This is a genomic window from Clostridium puniceum, assembly GCF_002006345.1.
In the GTDB taxonomy this organism is placed as follows: domain Bacteria; phylum Bacillota; class Clostridia; order Clostridiales; family Clostridiaceae; genus Clostridium; species Clostridium puniceum.
Window position 1 is genome coordinate 1 of sequence record NZ_LZZM01000215.1, and the last position, 20,243, is coordinate 20,243.

General features: G+C 28.6%; 17 protein-coding genes. 14 read left to right on the forward strand and 3 right to left on the reverse strand.

Features of this window, described 5'->3' with window-relative positions; translation table 11 throughout:
- Window positions 1-308: 308 nt before the first annotated feature.
- The 3 genes from CLPUN_RS22430 to modA all read right to left on the reverse strand — a co-directional run bounded on the left by CLPUN_RS22430 (window position 309) and on the right by modA (window position 2,960).
- A complete protein-coding gene (locus CLPUN_RS22430) occupies window positions 309-1,355 on the reverse strand; it encodes a sulfate/molybdate ABC transporter ATP-binding protein (RefSeq protein ID WP_077849444.1) in 1,047 nt (348 codons plus the stop codon).
- Window positions 1,356-1,357: 2 nt separating this feature from the next.
- Complete coding sequence (gene modB / locus CLPUN_RS22435; protein ID WP_077849445.1) at window positions 1,358-2,032, reverse strand: molybdate ABC transporter permease subunit; 675 nt, start codon at window positions 2,030-2,032, stop codon at window positions 1,358-1,360.
- Window positions 2,033-2,126: 94 nt separating this feature from the next.
- Complete coding sequence (modA, locus tag CLPUN_RS22440; RefSeq protein ID WP_077849446.1) at window positions 2,127-2,960, reverse strand: molybdate ABC transporter substrate-binding protein; 834 nt, start codon at window positions 2,958-2,960, stop codon at window positions 2,127-2,129.
- 349 nt (window positions 2,961-3,309) lie between these two features.
- On the opposite strand from modA, the gene CLPUN_RS22445 reads away from it, so the two are divergent.
- From CLPUN_RS22445 to CLPUN_RS22510, 14 genes are all read left to right on the forward strand, one after another.
- Complete coding sequence (locus CLPUN_RS22445) at window positions 3,310-4,836, forward strand: ATP-binding cassette domain-containing protein (RefSeq protein WP_077849447.1); 1,527 nt, start codon at window positions 3,310-3,312, stop codon at window positions 4,834-4,836.
- A gap of 85 nt (window positions 4,837-4,921) precedes the next feature.
- Window positions 4,922-5,881, forward strand: a complete 960-nt coding sequence (locus CLPUN_RS22450) for an ABC transporter substrate-binding protein (protein WP_077849448.1) — start codon at window positions 4,922-4,924, stop codon at window positions 5,879-5,881.
- A 197-nt stretch (window positions 5,882-6,078) separates the two neighbouring features.
- Window positions 6,079-7,026 (forward strand): helix-turn-helix transcriptional regulator, encoded by a 948-nt coding sequence (locus tag CLPUN_RS22455; protein ID WP_077849449.1) that lies wholly within the window; start codon window positions 6,079-6,081, stop codon window positions 7,024-7,026.
- Window positions 7,027-7,235: 209 nt separating this feature from the next.
- Window positions 7,236-7,844 carry a Fe-only nitrogenase accessory AnfO family protein gene (locus CLPUN_RS22460; RefSeq protein ID WP_077849450.1) on the forward strand — a complete coding sequence of 203 codons (609 nt, stop codon included), beginning with the start codon at window positions 7,236-7,238 and terminating at the stop codon, window positions 7,842-7,844.
- A gap of 198 nt (window positions 7,845-8,042) precedes the next feature.
- Window positions 8,043-8,966, forward strand: coding sequence for a hypothetical protein (locus CLPUN_RS22465; protein ID WP_077849451.1), 924 nt, complete (start codon window positions 8,043-8,045; stop codon window positions 8,964-8,966).
- 530 nt (window positions 8,967-9,496) lie between these two features.
- Window positions 9,497-10,318, forward strand: a complete 822-nt coding sequence (nifH, locus tag CLPUN_RS22470; protein ID WP_077849452.1) for a nitrogenase iron protein — start codon at window positions 9,497-9,499, stop codon at window positions 10,316-10,318.
- 172 nt (window positions 10,319-10,490) lie between these two features.
- Window positions 10,491-10,817 (forward strand): P-II family nitrogen regulator, encoded by a 327-nt coding sequence (locus CLPUN_RS22475; protein ID WP_077849453.1) that lies wholly within the window; start codon window positions 10,491-10,493, stop codon window positions 10,815-10,817.
- Between the two features lie 24 nt (window positions 10,818-10,841).
- Window positions 10,842-11,225, forward strand: a complete 384-nt coding sequence (locus tag CLPUN_RS22480; protein ID WP_077849454.1) for a P-II family nitrogen regulator — start codon at window positions 10,842-10,844, stop codon at window positions 11,223-11,225.
- A gap of 17 nt (window positions 11,226-11,242) precedes the next feature.
- Window positions 11,243-12,832, forward strand: coding sequence for a nitrogenase component I subunit alpha (locus CLPUN_RS22485; protein ID WP_077849455.1), 1,590 nt, complete (start codon window positions 11,243-11,245; stop codon window positions 12,830-12,832).
- Entirely contained in the window at window positions 12,832-14,196 is a 1,365-nt protein-coding gene (gene nifK / locus CLPUN_RS22490; RefSeq protein WP_077849456.1) for a nitrogenase molybdenum-iron protein subunit beta, read from the forward strand. Before CLPUN_RS22485 ends, nifK begins: the two co-directional genes overlap by 1 nt.
- 376 nt (window positions 14,197-14,572) lie before the next feature.
- The gene (gene nifE, locus CLPUN_RS22495; RefSeq protein ID WP_077849457.1) at window positions 14,573-15,937 is read left to right on the forward strand and encodes a nitrogenase iron-molybdenum cofactor biosynthesis protein NifE; all 1,365 of its coding nucleotides are present in this window, start codon (window positions 14,573-14,575) and stop codon (window positions 15,935-15,937) included.
- Window positions 15,924-18,701, forward strand: a complete 2,778-nt coding sequence (nifB, locus tag CLPUN_RS22500) for a nitrogenase cofactor biosynthesis protein NifB (RefSeq protein WP_077849465.1) — start codon at window positions 15,924-15,926, stop codon at window positions 18,699-18,701. The genes nifE and nifB overlap by 14 nt, the downstream gene beginning before the upstream one ends.
- Before the next feature lie 131 nt (window positions 18,702-18,832).
- Window positions 18,833-19,141 carry a 2Fe-2S ferredoxin gene (locus CLPUN_RS22505; protein WP_077849458.1) on the forward strand — a complete coding sequence of 103 codons (309 nt, stop codon included), beginning with the start codon at window positions 18,833-18,835 and terminating at the stop codon, window positions 19,139-19,141.
- 128 nt (window positions 19,142-19,269) lie between these two features.
- The gene (locus tag CLPUN_RS22510; protein WP_077849459.1) at window positions 19,270-20,238 is read left to right on the forward strand and encodes a homocitrate synthase/isopropylmalate synthase family protein; all 969 of its coding nucleotides are present in this window, start codon (window positions 19,270-19,272) and stop codon (window positions 20,236-20,238) included.
- Window positions 20,239-20,243 lie beyond the last annotated feature (5 nt).

The following is a 20,243-nucleotide window of genomic DNA, read 5'->3' on the forward strand; positions in this document are numbered from 1 at the left end:
ATACGATTGCGTTGAACATCAGCCTATTATCCATTGGAGGACGTCCGGTTTTTGCTACTGAAAATAAATCCTTTATTTGATTCCATTGTTCATCAGATATTTCATAACGTTTTTGTGCCATAATAGTTACCTCTAAGTTTTTTCTTTTATTTTACCTAAAAATTAAATTTTGTGCAAATTTCTGTTTTCAGACACGCCCTAGTAAAGTTAAAGTATTTACTAGGTATTTTTAGTTATTTCAATAGAAATTGTATTTTATAAGTGTTTAAATTAAAATAAAAACAGTCAGAAGATATTTAAATTTATCTCTAAAAGTAAAATAAATTATCTTGTGAAAAATTAAGAGAAACAGTATCGTTTATATTAAAATTCATATTCTTTTTTTCAAGTTTATATTCTATTTGATTTGAAACAAGATTATCTTTATTTTTCATATATATAGTAAATTCAAATGGATTTTCTACAATATTTTCAACTGTATAACAGTATGTATTTTCAGAAGTATCATTATTACAAACTTCTATATCATGAGCTCTTATACAGATATATTTTACATCTTCAAGGACTTCATTATTAACTACAAATTTATGTCCCCAATTTTCAGCATAAATAGTATGTTTGCCTATTTTTTTTGCTATAGAAATATTTTTACATCCCGTTAAAACTGCTTCAGTAAATGACTTGGGATATTTAAACAAATCTTTTTTTCCTCTTTTTTCTAAAGATCTTCCATTTTCATAGACTATGATATCGTCGCAAACTCTATATGCTTCCGCTATATCATGGGTTACAAAAATAACATTACCATTATAATTTTTTAATATAGACATAAGTTCTTTTTCTAAATTATTTCTTAGATGTTGATCTAAGGCTGAAAAAGGTTCATCTAAAAGTAAGATGTCAGGAGATGTAATAAGGGCTCTTGCTAAAGCAACTCTTTGCTGTTGTCCTCCAGATAGCTGCCAAGGATAATGATTTTCAAGACCTAAGAGACCTAAGCGTTCAACATATTCTTTACATAAGATTCTTCTTTTATCCTCATTCAAATTAGAAACACCAATTTCAATATTATCAATTATATTCATATTGGGGAAGAGTGCATAATTTTGAAATAAATATCCAACCTTTCTTTTTTGAGGACTTATATTAATTTTATTATTTGAATCAAAAAAAGTTTTATTATTTAAAATTATTTTTCCACTGGAAGGAGTTACAAGACCAGATATGCATTTTAAGCTCATACTTTTTCCAGAACCAGAGGAACCTAAAAATCCTAAAATGCCTTTTTGATGTTCAAAATTTACTTTTAAGTTAAAAGAAGAAAAGCTTTTTTCTATATTTATATACAAGGACATTACTAATTTCTCCTTCCTATAAGTTTTAATTGAATTTCTGACCAATAATTTAAAATTATGATTAAGGTTAAGGATAAAAGAACAATTATAGAAACCCAAAGCATTGCTTTTTCCATGTCTCCGCCTTCAGCTGCAAAGAAGATAGCAAGAGGCATTGTTTGAGTTTTTCCAGGAATATTGCCCGCTATCATTAAGGTTGCACCAAATTCACCCATAGCTCTTGCAAAAGATAGAACTAATCCGCCTATAATGCCAGGCATAGCTAGTGGAATAGCAATTTTATGGAAGATTTTAAATTCACTAAGCCCAAGAGTTCTAGCGGCAGAAAGAATATTAGTGTCAATTTGCTCAAAAGCAGATCTAGTAGTCCTATACATCATTGGAAATGAAACCACCACAGCTGCAAGTATTGTGGCACTCCAGCTAAAAATTATAGATGTATTAAAAAGTTCTAATATCTTTCCTACAGGACCATTTTTGCCACAAATAAGTAGTAAAAAGAAACCTACAACTGTAGGAGGAAGAATTAAAGGCAAGGTAAATAATCCATCAATTAAACCTTTAGATTTTCCTTTGAAATTTGATACTAAGTAAGATATTACAATTCCCAAAAAGAATGTAATTATTGTTGCAACTAAAGATGTTTTTATTGAAATCCATAAAGGTGAAAAATCCATTTTAACTCCTCCTTATAATTGATATTAAACAATGGACAATTGTAAACATTAGAATACCTTTGTCCATTATCATATTATTTTGAGTTATTCCATATTATTTTGAAGCTATTCCATAACCGTATTTTTCAAATATTACTTTGCAAGTATCAGTAAATAAAAAATCTTCAAAAGCTTTTGCAGCATCAGGATTTTTTGTACCTTTAATAATTCCTATAGGATAAGTTATAGGAGAATGTTTATCTGATGCTATAGTTTCGATAATTTTAGCATTAGGGCTACTTAGTGCATCACTTTTATATACAAATCCTACCTCGGTGTTTCCAGAAGTTGACCAAACAAGAACTTCTTTTACATCTTTGGCAAATACAAGTTTTGAGGTTATAGAATCTTTAATCCCAATACTTGTGAAAACTTCATCTGCATATTTTCCAGCAGGAACACTTTTAGGTTCTCCAACTGCTATTTTTTTTACTTTATCAGTAGTCAAATCTGAAACACCAATTATACTAGTATCTTTAGGCCCAACCAAAACTAAGTCATTTTTAACTAAATCTTTTACTGTATTGTCTAGAAGCAAAGATTTATCATTTAATGCTTTCATTTGACTTTGACCTGCTGAAATAAAAATATCACAAGGGGCTCCTTGTTCTATTTGTTGTTGAAGGGAACCAGATGCTCCAAAATTAACAGTTAAAGTTACATTTGGCTTAATTTTCTTAAATTCTTCTTGTATATCTGCCATTGATTCTTTTAAACTAGCAGCAGCAGAAATATTTAATTCTACAGGAGATTCAGAAGGTTTAGCTGCTTTAGCTTCAGTAGTAGTATCTTTTGTGGTAGAAGTTGAATCTTTTTGAGTGCCACAGCTAAGAAAAAACATAGATAAAATTAAAGTAATCAAAGTAATTAACATAATATTCTTTTTCATAAAAAAACCTCACATTCATTATTAAAATTAATGGTTATGTTTAGTTATGTTTCATCATGTTTTAAAATTATTTTTATTCATAGTAGCATTAATTAAAGAAAAAAACAATATACTAGTGAAAAATAAACTTTTTTTATATATTGACAAACTATATTAAAGTGTTGTTATATTTATATATAGTTATGTTATGTTTCGTTATATTTATTTAAAATTATTATAAGATCTCAAAGAGGAGAATACATAAAGGTATAAATCTCTTTGAGGTCTTTTTTCATATACTTTGTAGGTAGATGGTCAAATTATTTGGATTTTTAATTGCAAAGTATATTGATGGTCAGGAGGTATTAATTTGAAATTCGTTACATTTTCAGGACCACCATCTTCAGGGAAAACATCTGTAATTTTAAAGGTTATTGAATGTTTGAAAACTAAAGAAAGTAAGTTTGGTGTTATAAAATTTGATTGTCTTACAACTTATGATGATGTGCTTTATAAAAAAGCTGAAGTTGAAATTATGGTTGGATTATCAGGAAATCTTTGTCCAGATCATTTTTATATTAGTAATATTGATGAATGTGTTAAATTAGGAGCAGAAAAAAGATTAGATTTATTAATAAGTGAAAGTGCTGGCTTATGTAATAGATGTTCACCTCATATAAAAGATGTATTAGCTGTATGTGTTATTGATAGTTTATCAGGAGTGAATACTCCTAGAAAAATAGGTCCAATGCTAAAATTTGCAGATATAGTTGTAATTACAAAAGGTGATATTGTATCACAAGCAGAAAGAGAAGTTTTTGCTTTTATGGTAAAAGAAGTGAATCAAAAAGCTAAAATATTATATGTTAATGGACTTACTGGACAAGGAGCTTATGAACTAAGCTTATATGTAAAAGAAGCAATATCAATAGAAAGTCTAGAAGGAAAAAAACTGAGATTTACAATGCCATCTGCTTTATGTTCATATTGCCTTGGAGAGACAACAATTGGAGAGGATTATCAAACAGGAAATACAAAAAAGATTAATTTTCAAGAGAAAAAAAGTAATTTATATATTACAAATAGTTGTTCATTAGATAAAAATGATGAAATTATTAAGAGAGAGAATACAATAATTAAGACTATAACTATTATAGGTGGACATGATAAGAATGGAAAACTGGAAAATCTTCATCTTAAAATTAAAACTGGCGAAGTAATATCCATAGTTGGACCTACAGGTTCAGGTAAAAGCAGATTACTCGAAGATATTGAATGTATAGCTAAAGGAGATACTCCTACAGGGAGAATTATAAAAATAGATGGAGAAAATTTAAATTCAAATAAATTAGTAGCTCAACTTTCGCAAAATATGAATTTTATAATGGATGTATCTGTGGAAGAATTTGTAATAATGCATGCTAAAAGCAGGAATAGAAAAGAACTTAAAAATATTACCGATAAAATAATTAAGTATGCTAACCAACTAGCAGGAGAAAAATTTACTAGAGATATGCCAATAACATCATTAAGTGGTGGTCAATCTAGAGCATTAATGATTGCAGATACAGCACTACTAAGTATTTCTCCAATAGTTCTTATTGATGAAATTGAAAATGCAGGTGTAGATAGAAGTAAAGCAATAGAATTATTAGTTAAAGAAGGAAAAATAGTTTTTATATCCACTCATGATCCCATCCTTGCATTACTTGGACATAAAAGAATAATTATAAAAAATGGTGCAATGGATAGAATTATTATTACAAATCCAAGAGAAAAAGATAATCTTAATATTATGAGACAAATTGATAATAAGATACTAAAGCTTAGAAATGCATTAAGGAATGGAGAAATAATAGATTGGAGTATGAAAGAATATTTTCAATGGGAGGAATAAAGAAATCCTTCGAAATTAATTGTCACTATTGAAATAACGATTAAATCAAATTATTAATTTAGAGTATTAAAATGGGGTGAATATTATGAGTAAAATTAAAAACATTATTGATAAATCAGAATATGATGTTCTTGGATTATTACCATGTCCAATTAAAGTTCCAATAGAAATTGCTTTCGATTCGATGATTAATGATTTAGGAAGTAATTTTGATTTTAAATATCTTGTAGAAGGTAATGCTAATTATGAGGTTATGTGGATGGATGAATCTTCATATATTCCTAGTAAAGAAGAACTGCCAAAGATTATAATAAGTTCAGGTGTAAATAGCTTTTACAGAAGAGATTTTAGAGCTAAGGCTATTGAAGAGAAATATTTTAGAAAAGTTCAAAGTATTGAAGAGAAAAAAATCAACAGTGATTTAATCGATTTAGAAGGAAATTATTATATAATGGCATTAAATTATTTAGTTATGGTTGTTGATTTAACTAAATTAGAAGGAAGAGTTATACCTAAATCATGGAATGAACTTTTAAACAGTGAATTTGAAAAAGAAGTTGCCATTAGAGGGAAAAAAAGAAAATATTGTGAGACAACTTTATTTGGAATATATAAGGACTATGGTAAAATTGGAATAAATAAATTAAGTAAACTTGTAGGGTATGGTGGCCATCCGGCAGAAATGGTAAAGAATATAGGAAAGGGAATACAAGATTCACCAACCATCAGTGTTGTTCCTTATTTTTATGCTAAGCTTCTTAAAAATAATAAAAAGGTTAGAATAGTGTGGCCAGAAGAAGGTGCAATTGTAAGTCCTGTTACTTTATTATTTCAAAGGGAAGTTCCTAAAAGTTTGGATAAGATAGGAAATTTTTTTACAAGCGACGAGGTCAGACAGATTTGTAAAAATGCATTTTTGCCACATCCTAAAGACTATCTTGAATTTTTAAGAGAAAATGATTATAAACTAAACTGGATAGGATGGGATTTCATAAAAAATAATGACACAAATAAATTATTATTAGAACTAAATGAATATTTTTAAGTATTATTAAAAATAAATTCACATTTTCAAAACAAATATTATTTAAATTGTAAAGTTTAATCTTCATAAAAATAGCAATTATGAATTTTTGATAAAAATTAAAATCAAAAAATATGTTCTAAGAGTAGTTTTTTAATTGCTAGAAATTATTGCTTCTAAATGTTAAAATAAACTATAACAAAAAGGAGGGAATTTCTATGGAGAATGAAGGGTCCCTAACGGCAGTTGAAGTTGCTGAATTATTAAAGATAACTAAAAATACTGTGTATGAATTAGTAAAGCGTGGAGAATTGCCTGGCTATAAAGTAGGTAAAAAGCTTAGAATAGATAAAGAAGATGTTAAAAACTATATAAACAGTCAAAAGATTACTAAAAGTAATAAGCAATTTAAACTGTTAGAAGAGGGAAATATAAATAGTGTAAAAAAAGTAGAAAGTCCAAATGATATTATAATATCAGGACAAGATGTAATTTTAGACGTATTAGCAGAAAATATTAGAGAAAAAGTTAGTGATATAAGAGTTCTTAGATCTAATGTAGGAAGTTATTCTAGTCTTTATGATTTATATCATGATAAAATTTCTATTTCTTCAGTTCATTTATGGGATGGAGATACTAATGAATATAATACTGCTTTTGTAAGAAAAATGCTTCCTGGAATATCTTGTTTACTTATAAACTTAGCATATAGAAATGTGGGTTTTTATGTTGCGAAAGGAAATCCACATAAAATAAAAACTTGGAGTGATTTAGTAAGTCCGAGTATTTCTATGATAAATAGGGAAAAAGGCTCTGGAATAAGAATTTTGCTAGATGAAAAATTACGATTGAATAACATAGACAGAGAACAAATAAATGGGTACAATTTAGAAAAACAATCCCATTCTGCAGTAGCAAGATGTATTGCTAGAGGAGAGGGGGATGTTGGTATAGGAAATGAAAAGACAGCAAACCAAATGCAAGAAATTGACTTTATATCGATTCAAGAAGAAAGATATGATTTAGTTATTAGAGAATCAGATTTAAAATATCCAATATATAAGTTGATATTAAACACTATACAAAGTAAAGAATTTAAAAGTGAAATTGAAAGTATGGGTGGATATGATTTAAAAGATATTGGTAAAATACTTGCTAAAACTTAAATTATAATATAGTATAAATTTAATAGGATATTATATAAGTGCAAAGATGCAGTGGATTTACTGTATCTTTTTTTGTTATATAAAAAAAGATTCTAATTAACAATGTACAATTAGCAATATATTAGATTTGTTTATATCAATCTATATATAAATTGCCATGACAAGGGGCTATAATACCTTGTACACTATATATTTAAAGGAGTGATACTATGTATGAAATAGGAGTGTTTTTAGAAGAACGAGATGTTATAAGTTCTTTTGAAGAAGCAAAGTATGTAAAGATATTTAAAAAAGACAACAATGTTTGGAAAGCAAAAAAATCAATAATAATTAATAGAAACAATGGCGCAAAGGGAATTAGCCAAATAAGAGAAGAATACAAAAAACTAGTAGATCAAATGGATGAGTGTAAAATTGTTGTTGTAAATAAAGCTTTTGGAATTCCTTATAGTGTATTTTATCTGCAAGATTTCAGCATTTGGGAGTTAGAAGGGGAACCATTGAAGTATTTAGATGAAATTGTTAAAAGTGAAATTGAACAAGAAACGATGGAGGTGCAGGAAGAAGAAATTGGTCAGAAAATTAAAGAAGGACATTATTTTATAGATTTACTAGAATTAGAAATAACTAATCCAGAGATGTCATCTAAAAATGCTATAATTCCTTATATGAAACAAGAGGATGTAAAAAAAATAGACATTCATTGCTGTCATGTACCACTATGGTTAATTAAAGAAAGAGATAAAGGAAATATTAAAATGGAAGTTGAAGAAGTTAAGGGAAATGATTTTAATGTAAGTATTGTAATTAATAATTAATATTAAACCTATGAATAGGTGAAAGCATATATTTTTATTATGTGTTTAAAAAAGTAATCTTCATTAAAATTAGTTATGGTGATGTAAGTTTTTGAATAATCAAAATTACAAATACATATTTAAAATTTTAATAGCAAATTGAAATTAATATTATAAATTGTATAAAGAAAAAGATTAAATATGGAAGGATGGATAAATATGAAAACAATAGAAACCAAATATGGATTATTAAATGATGCAAGTGTTGCAAGTTATTATTCTACTGGTGAAATTGAAAGCTATAACGTTGAAGAAGAAAGTGTTCTTGATATTTTAGGGTACAAGCTAATACCTTTATATAGTTTTTTAGATGAAAGAAGAAAAGAATTTCCACCAGTGAAGGTTTATAAAAATGGAAATATTAAAAGTATTGGTCTAAATGAAGCCACTCTTATTAAAACTAAAATAGGAGTATTTAAAGCTGAAAAAATTACTTTTCATAAAGAGGGCCCAATAAATCGATTATTTTTATTAGATGGAAAATTATCAGGATATTGGTCAGAAGAAGATGAATATAACTTGGCTAAATTGTACAAATTTAATTTTGAATTTTCTTCCTTTGAGTCCAAGGTTATTTCTCTTCATTTTTATAAAACAGGAGAATTGAAAAGTCTTACATTATGGCCTAAGGATAGAGTTAAATTAAATATAGGTGATTGTAATATTGTTAGTAGAATAGGTTTTTCTTTATATGAAAGCGGAAAAATAAAGTCTTTTGAGCCTTTTAGGATAACTGCTATAAAAACTCCTATTGGAGATATAGATGCTTATGACATAAATGCAATTGGAATTCATGGAGATACAAATTCTTTGAAATTTTATGAGGATGGAAGTATAAAATCTCTTATTACCTCAACAAATACAATAACTATTAAAACTTCAAGCGGTGATGATATTTTTCATTCACCTAAAAAAATAAGATTGTATTCTAATAGTGAGGTTATGGATACTATAACATTAAAACTGGAATTTAAAGAAAATATAGTAATTATAGATGGACAATATGAATATAATATTAATAAAAATAAATTTGAAATAAAGAATTTTGGAGAAAAACAGCTTACTCTTTCAGGTGATTTATAGAAAAAATTACAATAATATAGTTACTATGCTCAAAAGAGAGTAATAATATATCAAGAAAGTACTATGTTGATTAATATAATGATAACAATAAAGTGATATTTTTACTGAGATGTTAAATGTGTGTCGTTATCATTTGTAAAAGTGTAGAAATTACAAAAAGAGTTTGCAAATTTAAATTTCTGTGATATTATAATTTCAATAGCAAAAGCAAAATAAAAGTAGTTGCTAAATATCATAAATAAAAAAGTTTGCAAAATCAAATTTTTATGATACAATAAATAAAAAATTAAAAAAACTTAATGTCCTATAATAAAGGCGATGGAGTCTAAGTGTTAACTCAAAGAAGAAGTTAAAGCTTAGATTTTTTTTATTAAATTAATGACGAAGGAGTCTATTTTATTATAACTACTAATGAAGTTATATAAAATAGATTTTTTTTATAACCTTTTACAGTTATATTATTACATTAAATATATAAAATCCCATTGGGGTTTATATAAAATATTCTTAAATTATAAGGAGGAGTCAATATGAGACAAGTAGCTATTTATGGAAAAGGTGGTATAGGAAAATCAACAACAACACAAAATTTAACATCAGCGTTAGCTGAAATGGGAAAGAAAATAATGATAGTAGGGTGTGACCCTAAGGCAGATTCAACAAGATTAGTTCTTGGAGGATTAGCACAAAAAACAGTTCTAGATACTTTAAGAGAAGAAGGAGATGACATAGAATTAGATTATATTTTAAAACCAGGATATGGTGGAATCAAATGTGTTGAATCAGGTGGACCAGAACCAGGAGTTGGATGTGCAGGAAGAGGAATTATAACTTCTATAGGAATGCTTGAACAATTAGGAGCATATACATCAGATTTAGATTATGTTTTCTATGATGTACTTGGAGATGTTGTATGTGGTGGATTTGCAATGCCAATCAGAGAAGGTAAAGCTCAAGAAATATATATAGTAGCAAGTGGTGAAATGATGGCCTTATATGCAGCAAATAATATTTCAAAAGGTATTCAAAAATATGCAACAACAGGTGGAGTTAGACTAGGTGGAATCATTTGTAACAGTAGAAAGGTTGATAGAGAATATGAACTTTTAGAAGCTTTTGCAAAGGAACTTGGAAGTCAGCTTATTCACTTTGTACCTAGAGATAACATGGTTCAAAGAGCAGAAATACACAAACAAACAGTTATAGAATTTGATCCAAAGGCTGATCAAGCTGATGAATATAGAACTTTAGCTAATAACATAGAAAATAATAAAATGTTTGTTATTCCAAAACCAATGAAACAAGAAAGATTAGAAGAAATCTTAATGGAATATGGTTTAATGGATATCTAAGATATAAAGAAAATATTTTAATTAAAAAAATAGTATTAAAAATATATAATTTCTAATCAGGTTATTACATTGAAGTTCTATATGGTAAATAAGGAGATGTAATATATTTATTAGAATGTATATATAAATTTATATCTAACACAAAATATATAATAAAAGGAGATAGAGAGATATGTATATGATTCGTGCAATAATAAGACCAGAAAAGGTTAGTAGTGTGCTTTCGGAATTGTTAGATGCTGGATTTCCAGAAGTTACAAAGATGGAGGTTTACGGTAGAGGTAAACAAAAAGGAATTCAAGTTGGAGAAATTCATTATGATGAACTTCCAAAGGAAATGCTTTTAATTGCAGTAAAAGATGAAGATAAAGATGATGTTATTAAGGTTATAATAAGAAATTCTAGAACTGGTGAAAAGGGTGCATTTGGTGATGGTAAAATATTTGTTGCACCAATTGAGGAAGTATACACTGTAAGTAGTGGTAAAGCAGGATTATAAAATTAAATTAGGAGGAATAGCTTTATGAAAGAAGTTATGTGTATTATTCGTTTGAATAAAGTAAATAAAACTAAAGAAGCACTTGCAGAAGCTGGTTTTCCATCAATTACTTGCAGAAAAGTACTTGGAAGAGGTAAAAAATCTATAGATAAGGCTTATGCAGAAGCATATGTTGAAGCTGGCGAAATACCTCCATCATCATATGGAGAAAATTTATCTGAAAGAGGTAGATTAATTCCTAAAAGATTTATTACATTAGTAGTAAAGGATGATGAAGTAAAAACTGTAGTAGATGCTGTGATTAGTGTGAATTCAACTGGAACTCCAGGTGATGGAAAAATATTTATATTACCAGTTGATGAAGTATATAGAGTTAGAGATGGACAGTCTGGTGAAAGTGCAATTTAATATAGGAGGTGAAGTAAATGAGTAAGGTATTAGATAATGTATTAGATAAATATAGTGCCAAGGTATATAAAAATAGAAAAAAACATATTTTAGAACTTGAAAATGAAGTGCAGGAAATAGATGCAAATAGAAGAACTATGCCAGGAATGCTTACACATAGAGGCTGTTGTTATGCAGGATGTAAAGGAGTTGTTCTTGGACCAATAAAAGATATTGTTGTTTTAACTCATGGACCAATAGGGTGTGGATATTATTCATGGGGAACAAGAAGAAATAAAGCTGCTGTTCAAGAAGGAGACGGAAATTTTATTCAATATTGTTTCAGCACAAATTTAGGTGAAAGTGATATTGTATTTGGTGGAGAAAAGAAATTAAAGACTGCAATTAAAGAAATAGTAGATATATTTAAGCCAAAAGCAATATTTATTTGCTCAACATGTCCAGTTGGATTAATTGGTGATGATATTCCAGCTGTTGCAGAAGAAACTAAACAATTATATGGAGTTGATTGTATAGCTTTCGCTTGTGAAGGTTATAAAGGTGTATCTCAATCTGCTGGTCACCATATTGCAAATAACAAGCTGATAAAATCTGTAATTGGAACTAAAGATTATACTCCTAAGAAACATTCAGTTAACATTCTTGGAGAATACAACATAGGTGGTGACTCTTGGGAAATAGAAAGAATCCTAAAGAGAATAGGCTATGAAATTATATCAGTCATGACAGGTGATGCTAGCATTGACGATATAAGAAAAGCCCATACTGCAGAATTAAATCTAGTCCAATGTCACCGTTCCATTAATTATATCGCAGAAATGATGAAAATTCAATATGGGACTGCATGGCTTAAAGTTGACTTTATTGGAGTTGATTGTACAGTTAAGACTTTAAGAGATATGGCTAAATTCTTTAATGATCCAGAGATAACAGCTAAAACAGAAGCGGTAATAGCTGAAGAAATTGAAAACATTAAGGATGATATTGAATATTATAAAGGAAAATTAACTGGCAAAAAGGCAGCTTTATATGTTGGAGGCTCAAGAGCCCATCATTATCAAATGCTATTAAAAGATTTTGGTGTGGAAACTGTACTTGCTGCATTTGAATTTGCACATAGAGATGATTATGAAGGTAGACAAGTAATTCCAACAATAGTTGAAGATGCAGATTTAAAGAATATAGAAGTATTAGAAGTTGAAAAGATTGAAGGAAAATTCAAAGAAGTAAAAACTCAAGAAGAGTTAGATGAATTAAAGAAAGAAATAGTTAATTTAGAATTCTATCCAGGAATGATGCCTGATATGAATCCAGGTTCAATAGTTGCAGATGATTTAAATGAATATGAACAAGAGGAATTTATTAAAGCATTAAAGCCAGACATATTCTTTACAGGTATTAAAGACAAATACACAATACAAAAAGGTGGAGTTTTATCAAGACAACTACATTCTTATGATTATAGTGGACCATATGCAGGATTTAAAGGTGCTGTTAACTTTGGAAAAGATGTAACAATGGGAATATATACACCAGCATGGAGCTTTACTGTAGCACCATGGAAAACAGAATCTATATTAGAAGGAACATTTGGAGGTGAGGTATAATGTTAGATTTAACCCCAAAAGAAATAAAAGAAAGAAAAGCAATTACCATTAACCCTAGTAAGACATGTCAACCAGTAGGTGCAATGTATGCTGCACTTGGAGTTCACGGATGTATGCCACATAGTCATGGATCTCAAGGTTGTTGTTCATATCATAGAACAGTTTTAGCAAGACATTTTAAGGAACCTGCTATAGCAACTACTTCAGCATTTAGTGAAGGTGCTTGCGTATTTGGTGGAGGTAGTAATATAAAAACTGCTGTTAAAAACATTTTTGATATATATGATCCAGAAATAATTGCAGTTCATACTACTTGTCTTTCAGAAACTATAGGTGATGACTTAAAAGGTTTCATTGGAGATATGACAATTCCAGAAGGAAAATATGTATTACATGCGAATACTCCAAGTTATGTTGGATCACATATTACAGGTTTTTCTAATATGGTTACAGGATTCATCAAAGGATTATCTAAAACAACTGGAGTTAAAAATGGGAAAATGTGTGTAATACCTGGATTTGTTAATCCAGGGGATATGCGTGAAATGAAAAGATTACTAAAACTTATGGGTGTAGATTTCACAATGTTACCAGATACAACTGGAGTTTTAGATTCTCCAATGACTGGTAAATATCAAATGTATCCAAAAGGTGGTACAAAAATTCAAGATATTATAGAACTAGGAGATGCTGAAAAAACTTTAGCAATAGGTAGTTTTGCATCTGAAGCAGGAGCATCTACATTAGAAAAGCAATTTAAAATCCCATATAAAACATTAAGAATGCCAATAGGTATTGGATCTACTGATGACTATATTATGGAATTAAGTAAATTCAGTAAGCAAGAAGTTCCTTATGAAATCGAAGAAGAAAGAGGACAACTTGTTGATATAATGGTAGATTCTCATCCATATTATGATAAAAAGAAAGTTGCTTTATATGGAGATCCTGATACATTAATTTCTTTAACTAAATTCGTATTAGAACTTGGAATGATACCTAAGTATGTAATTACAGGTACTCCAGGAGCAGCATTTGAAAAAGAAGTAAATGCATTGTTTGAAGAATTTGGTGTTGAAGACTGCACCGTTAAACAAGATTCAGACTTGTTTTTATTACATCAATTGATAAAAAATGAACCAGTTGATTTATTAATGGGTGGAACTCATGGTAAGTACATAGCAAGAGCTGAAGACATACCATTAGTTAGAGTTGGATTCCCAGTAATAGATAGATATGTACATTCTTTAATGCCAGTTACTGGATATAGAGGTGCAATGAGATTATTAGAACTAATGCTTGGCGCATTAATGGATAGACAAGACAGAGATGTTAAGGAAGAAGATTTTGAATTAGTAATGTAATATAAATCAGTGTGTAAAATAGTATACACCTATAAAAAAAGCAGCTATGCTGCAATACGGAACTTTTTTGCAATACGGAACTTTTCTGCAACCAAGATCAACTAAATAAAATATATGCACATTATAGAATAAGATATGCACAAATAAAAAAGCAGCTATGCTGCAATCAAAATATTGTACAAAATGTTAACCAAATTTAAAATTAAATAATTTCAATGATGAGCAATTGAACATAGATAAAGTATGTCAATTGCTCATTTCATTAATAAATTAAGAATTTAGAATTGAGAATGTAGAATGAGGAATAAATATAAAAACATCCTGTATTCTCAATTCCAAATTTCTAATTATAAATTGAAAAGGTGGTGTGTGACCTATGGAAATGAAAATATCTAATTCGCTTCTTGAAGAAAGAGAAGACTTTGTATGTTTTAAGGAAGGTAATAATAAACATTCCATGAAATGTGATGGAAACAGTGTATCTGGGTCAGTTAGCCAAAGAGCGTGTGTTTATTGTGGTGCAAGAGTAGTTTTAAATCCTATAACTGATGCTTATCATATTGTTCATGGACCTATAGGATGCGCTAGTTATACTTGGGATATAAGAGGAAGTCTTTCAAGCGGTGAAGATTTATATAGAAATAGTTTTTCAACTGATTTAAGTGAGCAGGATGTAATTTTTGGTGGTGAAAAAAAATTAACATCAGCTATCGAAGGTATTATGAAAAACCATAATCCTAAATTATTATTTGTTTATGCAACTTGTATTGTTGGCGTTATAGGCGATGACATTAAAGCTGTTTGTAAAATGGCTGAAGAAAAATATAATGTTCCAGTTATACCAGTTATGGCTCCAGGATTTTCAGGGAATAAATCTAAAGGATATAAATTGGCATGTAATGCACTTATGAATCTTTTTTTAAGAAATGTTTTACCTAAAACAAAAGGCATTAATATGCTTGGTGATTTTAATTTAGCAGGTGAAATATGGATAGTAAAAGAGTATTTAAAGAAGATTGGAGTAAAGGTAGTATCAAATATTACAGGTGATTCAAGCTATGATAATTTAATAAAAGCTAGCAGTGCCAGCTTTAATGTAGTTCAATGTGCAGGATCTATGACATATTTAGCAAAAAGAATGGAAGCAGAAATGGAAATTCCTTTTGTTAAAATAAGCTTTGTTGGTATTGAAGATACAAAGAATTCACTACTTAGAATTGCAGCTTTATTTAATGATGAAGAAATGACCAATAAAGCTAAAGCCTTAATTAAAGAAGAAGAGGAAAAAGTTCTTCCTATTATAAATACTTATAAAGAAAATTTAAAAGGAAAAAAAGCAGCTATATATGTAGGTGGAGGTTTTAAAGCAATTTCTTTAATTAAACAGTTTAATGAACTTGGAATTGAAACTGTGATGGTTGGAACTCAAACAGGTAAAAAAGATGATTATGAAGTTATAGGTTCCTTAGTCAAGGAAGGAACTGTTATTTTAGATGATGCAAATCCTTCTGAATTAGAAAAATTTATGTTAGAGCAAGATGTAGATATTTTAGTAGGTGGAGTAAAAGAAAGACCTCTTGCTTATAAATTAGGAGTTGCTTTTTGTGATCACAATCATGAAAGAAAGCATCCTCTTGGAGGTTTTATAGGAGCAGTTAATTTTGCTAAAGAAATAAATCTTTCAATAAATAGTCCTGTATGGAAATATGTAAAGGAGAGTGAAGATGATGAAGAAGATTAAAAAGAGTTATGTTAATCTTACAGTTAACCCATGTAAAATGTGTATGCCTATGGGAGTATGCAATGCTTTATATGGAATTAAAAACTGTATGACAATTTTACATGGATCTCAAGGTTGTAGTACATACATTAGAAGACATATGGCAACTCATTATAATGAACCTGTTGATATAGCTTCATCTTCGCTTACAGAAGAAGGAACTGTATATGGTGGAGAAAATAATTTAATTAAGGGTTTAGAAAATTTAATTAAATTATACAATCCAGAGGTTATAGGTATTGCAACAACTTGTCTTGCTGAAACCATAGGAGAGGATGTAGTTAGACTTTCAAAAATATTTTATGAAAAACATCCAGAAAGTAAAGTTAAATTAATTCCAATAAAATCTCCAGGTTACGGTGGAACTCAATATGGTGGACATTTTACAGCTCTTAAATCAGTAGTTGAAAATGTAGAAATGAAAGCAGATAAAAATGAAAAAGTAAATATTGTTACAGGTCCAATAAGTTGTGCAGATACTAGAGAATTAAAAGAAATTCTAGAGGATTTTGAAATAGATTATATTTTACTTCCAGATATATCTGAAAATTTAGATGGAGGTCATAGTAAAAAGTATAATAGACTGCCAAGTAGTGGGACAACTATAGAAGATATAACATATATGGGTGGTGCTAAAGCTACAATAGAACTTACTTCATTTATAAAAGAAGAATATTCTATTGGAAGCTATTTAAAAGAAAAATTTGGAGTTGAAAATTATAGAATTAATGTACCAAGAGGTCTTAGAGATACTGATAACTTTCTTAAAGTATTATCTGAGGTTTCAGGAAAACCAATTCCTAAAAAATATAAAAAGCAAAGAAGCAGATATTTAGATGCTATGATAGATTCTCATAAATATAATGCAGAAGCAAGGATAGCTATATTTGGAGAACCAGACTTTGTATATTCAACAGCAAGACTCGCAGTTGAAAGTGGAATTGTTCCAATGGTTATTTCTACTGGAGATGTATGCCCAAGTCTTGAATCAAAATTAAGAGAAGAAGTAGATGAACTTTCAGAACAATTATTTGCAGAAAAATGTGTAATTATAGATGAAGGTGATTTTAAAGATATAGAAAAATATGCATTAGATTTAAAAGTAAATGTAATGCTTGGAAGCTCTGATGGAAGAAGAATAGAGGAAAAACATAAAATACCATTAATTAGAGCCGCTTTTCCAATTCATGATAGGATTGGAGGACAAAGAATTTTATCTATTGGATATGAAGGTTCTTTAAATCTAAGCGATCAAATTACAAATGTAATGCTTGCGAGTACTGAATCTATCTTTAGAGAAGCTTTATATAATGAATATTATAAAGAAGAAAAAATAGAAGAAACTACAGTAAGAGACGAAGAAAAAATAATAAATGGAAAAACATTTGTAAGTGAGAAGACATTAATAGGTGAAGGAACATTAATAAGTGAAGAAACAGCAATAAAGGGGGAGAAAAACATGGAATTAAAAGTTAGAAGTAAAGAAGAAGTAGAGGAAAAAACAAAAACTCATCCCTGCTTTAGCTGTGATTCAGCTCATAAGTATGCAAGAATGCATCTTCCTATAGCTCCAAAGTGTAATATAAGCTGTAATTATTGTTTAAGAAAATTTGATTGTGTTAATGAAAGCAGACCAGGGGTTACAACAGAAGTTTTATCTCCAGAAGAAGCTTTTGCAAAATATAAAATTGTAAAATCCCAAATAGATAATTTAAAGGTTGTTGGAATAGCAGGTCCAGGAGATGCATTAGCTAACTTTGATAATGTTAAAAAGACTCTTGAACTTATAAGAGAACACGATCCAGAAGTTACATTTTGTTTATCAACTAATGGGTTAATGCTTCCATTTTATGCTCAAGAATTAATAAATTTAGGAGTAAGCCATGTAACAATAACTATGAATGCTATAGATCCTAAGATAACTGCAAAGGTATATAAATATGTAGATTATCTTGGAATTACTTATACCGGTGAAGAAGGTGCTCAAATTCTTTTAAATAATCAATTATCAGGTCTTAAGTATTTAGCAGACAGAGGAATTATGGTTAAGGTTAATATTGTAATGCTTAAAGGAATTAACGATCACCATATAGAAGAAGTAACTAAAAAAGTTAAAGAACTCGGAGCAGGTATAACAAATATAATGCAAATGATACCAGTTAAAGGCAGTGTGTTTGAAAATATGTCACTTACAAGTAATAAAGAAATAATGGATTTAAGAAAAAAGTGTGAAATAAATATAAAACAAATGTATCATTGCAAACAGTGTAGAGCTGATGCAATTGGACTACTTGGAGATGATAAGTCTCAAGAGTTTAATAAACCTATGATCAAAAGTACTGTAGAAGAAGAAAAAACATTAAAATTTGCAATAGCTTCAAAAAGCGGAATTGGCATTGATATGCATTTTGGGCATGCAACTGAATTTCTTATTTACGAATATAAAAATTGCGATGTAAAATATGTAGAAAAAAGAGATATTGATAAGTATTGTAATGGCATCGAAGTATGTGAGGAAGAAGAGGATAAATTCTCTAAGTTATCTAGTGTTGTTTCTGATTGTACTGGAATCTTATGTCTTAGAATTGGAGATGAGCCAAAAAGAAAACTCAAAAATATGGGCATAGAAGTATTTATGACTTGTGAAACAATAGAAACAGCAGTAACAAAAGCAGCAGAAGCTGTATTAAAAGAAATGGAAGTTAAAGAAATGCTAAGAGCTTAGGTCAGTTAGCAGTAAATAGTTTAGTATGAAATTCTTGAAGAATTTCAATATTAAATATTCATTGCTAATTATATATGAAAAAGAGATGATAGTAAAAATAGAAACACTTAATAAAAAAGGAGGAAAATAAAATGATCGATATTAAACATCATATTTTTGTTTGTGCAAGTTGTAGAGTTAATGGAATACAAAAAGGAATGTGTTATTCTAAAGATTCCGTAAAGGTAGTGCAAAAATTTATGGAGGAAGTTGAAGACAGAGATTTAATAAATGAAGTAATGGTTACTAATACAGGTTGTTTGGGAGTATGTAATAAAGGTCCTATTGTGGTTATTTATCCTGAAGGAACTTGGTATGGAAATGTAAAAATTGAAGATGTAGAAAGAATTGTGGAAGAACATATCGAAGGTGGAAAAGTAGTAGATGAATTAGTTATTTAATGTTTTTTATTACAGTTAACAATTAAGAGTAAACTTTATATTGAACTTTTAGAATATAGATTTTGTCAAATAAATAAGAGTTTGCTTCTTAATTGGTTGTTGTTAATTGTTAAGGTGGTGATGTAGTAATGAAAAAAATAAAAATTATAGATAAAACTATAGTTGCTTTAAAGGAAGTTTATGGTGATAAATTAATCGGAAAGTTTTTTGATATAAAAGAGTTGATAAAATTGCTACATATAATAGGAAGCGATTGTATAGAACTTACTCAAGAACTTTATAGAGAGTTATCTCCATTACCCCAGTATATAGAATTTAAAATAATTAATGGTAATATTGTAGAAAGCAGAACCATTAGAAATAAATCAGTAGAAACAAGAACAAGTCTTATTAGAGAAATAGAAATAAAAGAAGATTATAATCCATGTAGTATTTTAAAAAATAAATTATCTAATAATGATTTTGAAGATATTAGAATTACAGGTTTACAAAATGTAATTTTTTATGATTATCAAAAAATCTTTTCTGAGATTGCTAATGTTTTTAATTATGATATAGAAATATGCATTAAAAACAAATATAGTGCAGCTACAGCAATGACTTTAGAATGGATAAAATTTGGGGGGGATACAGTAGTTGCAACGTTTGCAGGTATTGGAGGATATGCTAACCTTGAAGAAATTTTAGGGGGACTTTCTTTCTTAGAGAAAAAAGAGCATCAAGGAAATTATAAGTTTTTACCAGAAGTTCTTAATTTATTTGAAAAAATAACAGAAAGTAAGCTTCACGCTAATATGCCTTTTATAGGTAGAGATATTTTTAATGTAGAATCAGGAATACATGTAAATGGAATTGCTAAAAATCCAGCTACTTATGAACCTTATGATCCAAGTGAAATTGGAAGAAAAAGAAATATTATTATAGGGAAACATTCAGGTATTAATGCATTAGAGATAAAATTAAAAGAACTAAATATAAAATATAGCTCAGAAAACTTAAAATTTATGCTAGAAAATGTGAGGAAGCTTAGTACTCAAAATCGTAGGGGGTTAAATAATGAGGAAATAAAAGAAATTTATAAAAAATGCAGTATATAAAGCTT

What these genes read in the sequence shown, in the direction of transcription:
- nifE (WP_077849457.1), top strand. Translation starts at nt 14,573, where the DNA reads ATGGAAATGAAAATATCTAATTCGCTTCTTGAAGAAAGAGAAGACTTT.
- CLPUN_RS22460 (WP_077849450.1), top strand. Translation starts at nt 7,236, where the DNA reads ATGTATGAAATAGGAGTGTTTTTAGAAGAACGAGATGTTATAAGTTCT.
- modA (WP_077849446.1), bottom strand. Translation starts at nt 2,960, where the DNA reads ATGAAAAAGAATATTATGTTAATTACTTTGATTACTTTAATTTTATCT.
- CLPUN_RS22480 (WP_077849454.1), top strand. Translation starts at nt 10,842, where the DNA reads ATGAAAGAAGTTATGTGTATTATTCGTTTGAATAAAGTAAATAAAACT.
- CLPUN_RS22475 (WP_077849453.1), top strand. Translation starts at nt 10,491, where the DNA reads ATGTATATGATTCGTGCAATAATAAGACCAGAAAAGGTTAGTAGTGTG.
- modB (WP_077849445.1), bottom strand. Translation starts at nt 2,032, where the DNA reads ATGGATTTTTCACCTTTATGGATTTCAATAAAAACATCTTTAGTTGCA.
- CLPUN_RS22510 (WP_077849459.1), top strand. Translation starts at nt 19,270, where the DNA reads ATGAAAAAAATAAAAATTATAGATAAAACTATAGTTGCTTTAAAGGAA.
- CLPUN_RS22465 (WP_077849451.1), top strand. Translation starts at nt 8,043, where the DNA reads ATGAAAACAATAGAAACCAAATATGGATTATTAAATGATGCAAGTGTT.
- nifH (WP_077849452.1), top strand. Translation starts at nt 9,497, where the DNA reads ATGAGACAAGTAGCTATTTATGGAAAAGGTGGTATAGGAAAATCAACA.
- nifK (WP_077849456.1), top strand. Translation starts at nt 12,832, where the DNA reads ATGTTAGATTTAACCCCAAAAGAAATAAAAGAAAGAAAAGCAATTACC.
- nifB (WP_077849465.1), top strand. Translation starts at nt 15,924, where the DNA reads ATGAAGAAGATTAAAAAGAGTTATGTTAATCTTACAGTTAACCCATGT.
- CLPUN_RS22430 (WP_077849444.1), bottom strand. Translation starts at nt 1,355, where the DNA reads ATGTCCTTGTATATAAATATAGAAAAAAGCTTTTCTTCTTTTAACTTA.
- CLPUN_RS22505 (WP_077849458.1), top strand. Translation starts at nt 18,833, where the DNA reads ATGATCGATATTAAACATCATATTTTTGTTTGTGCAAGTTGTAGAGTT.
- CLPUN_RS22450 (WP_077849448.1), top strand. Translation starts at nt 4,922, where the DNA reads ATGAGTAAAATTAAAAACATTATTGATAAATCAGAATATGATGTTCTT.
- CLPUN_RS22455 (WP_077849449.1), top strand. Translation starts at nt 6,079, where the DNA reads ATGGAGAATGAAGGGTCCCTAACGGCAGTTGAAGTTGCTGAATTATTA.
- CLPUN_RS22485 (WP_077849455.1), top strand. Translation starts at nt 11,243, where the DNA reads ATGAGTAAGGTATTAGATAATGTATTAGATAAATATAGTGCCAAGGTA.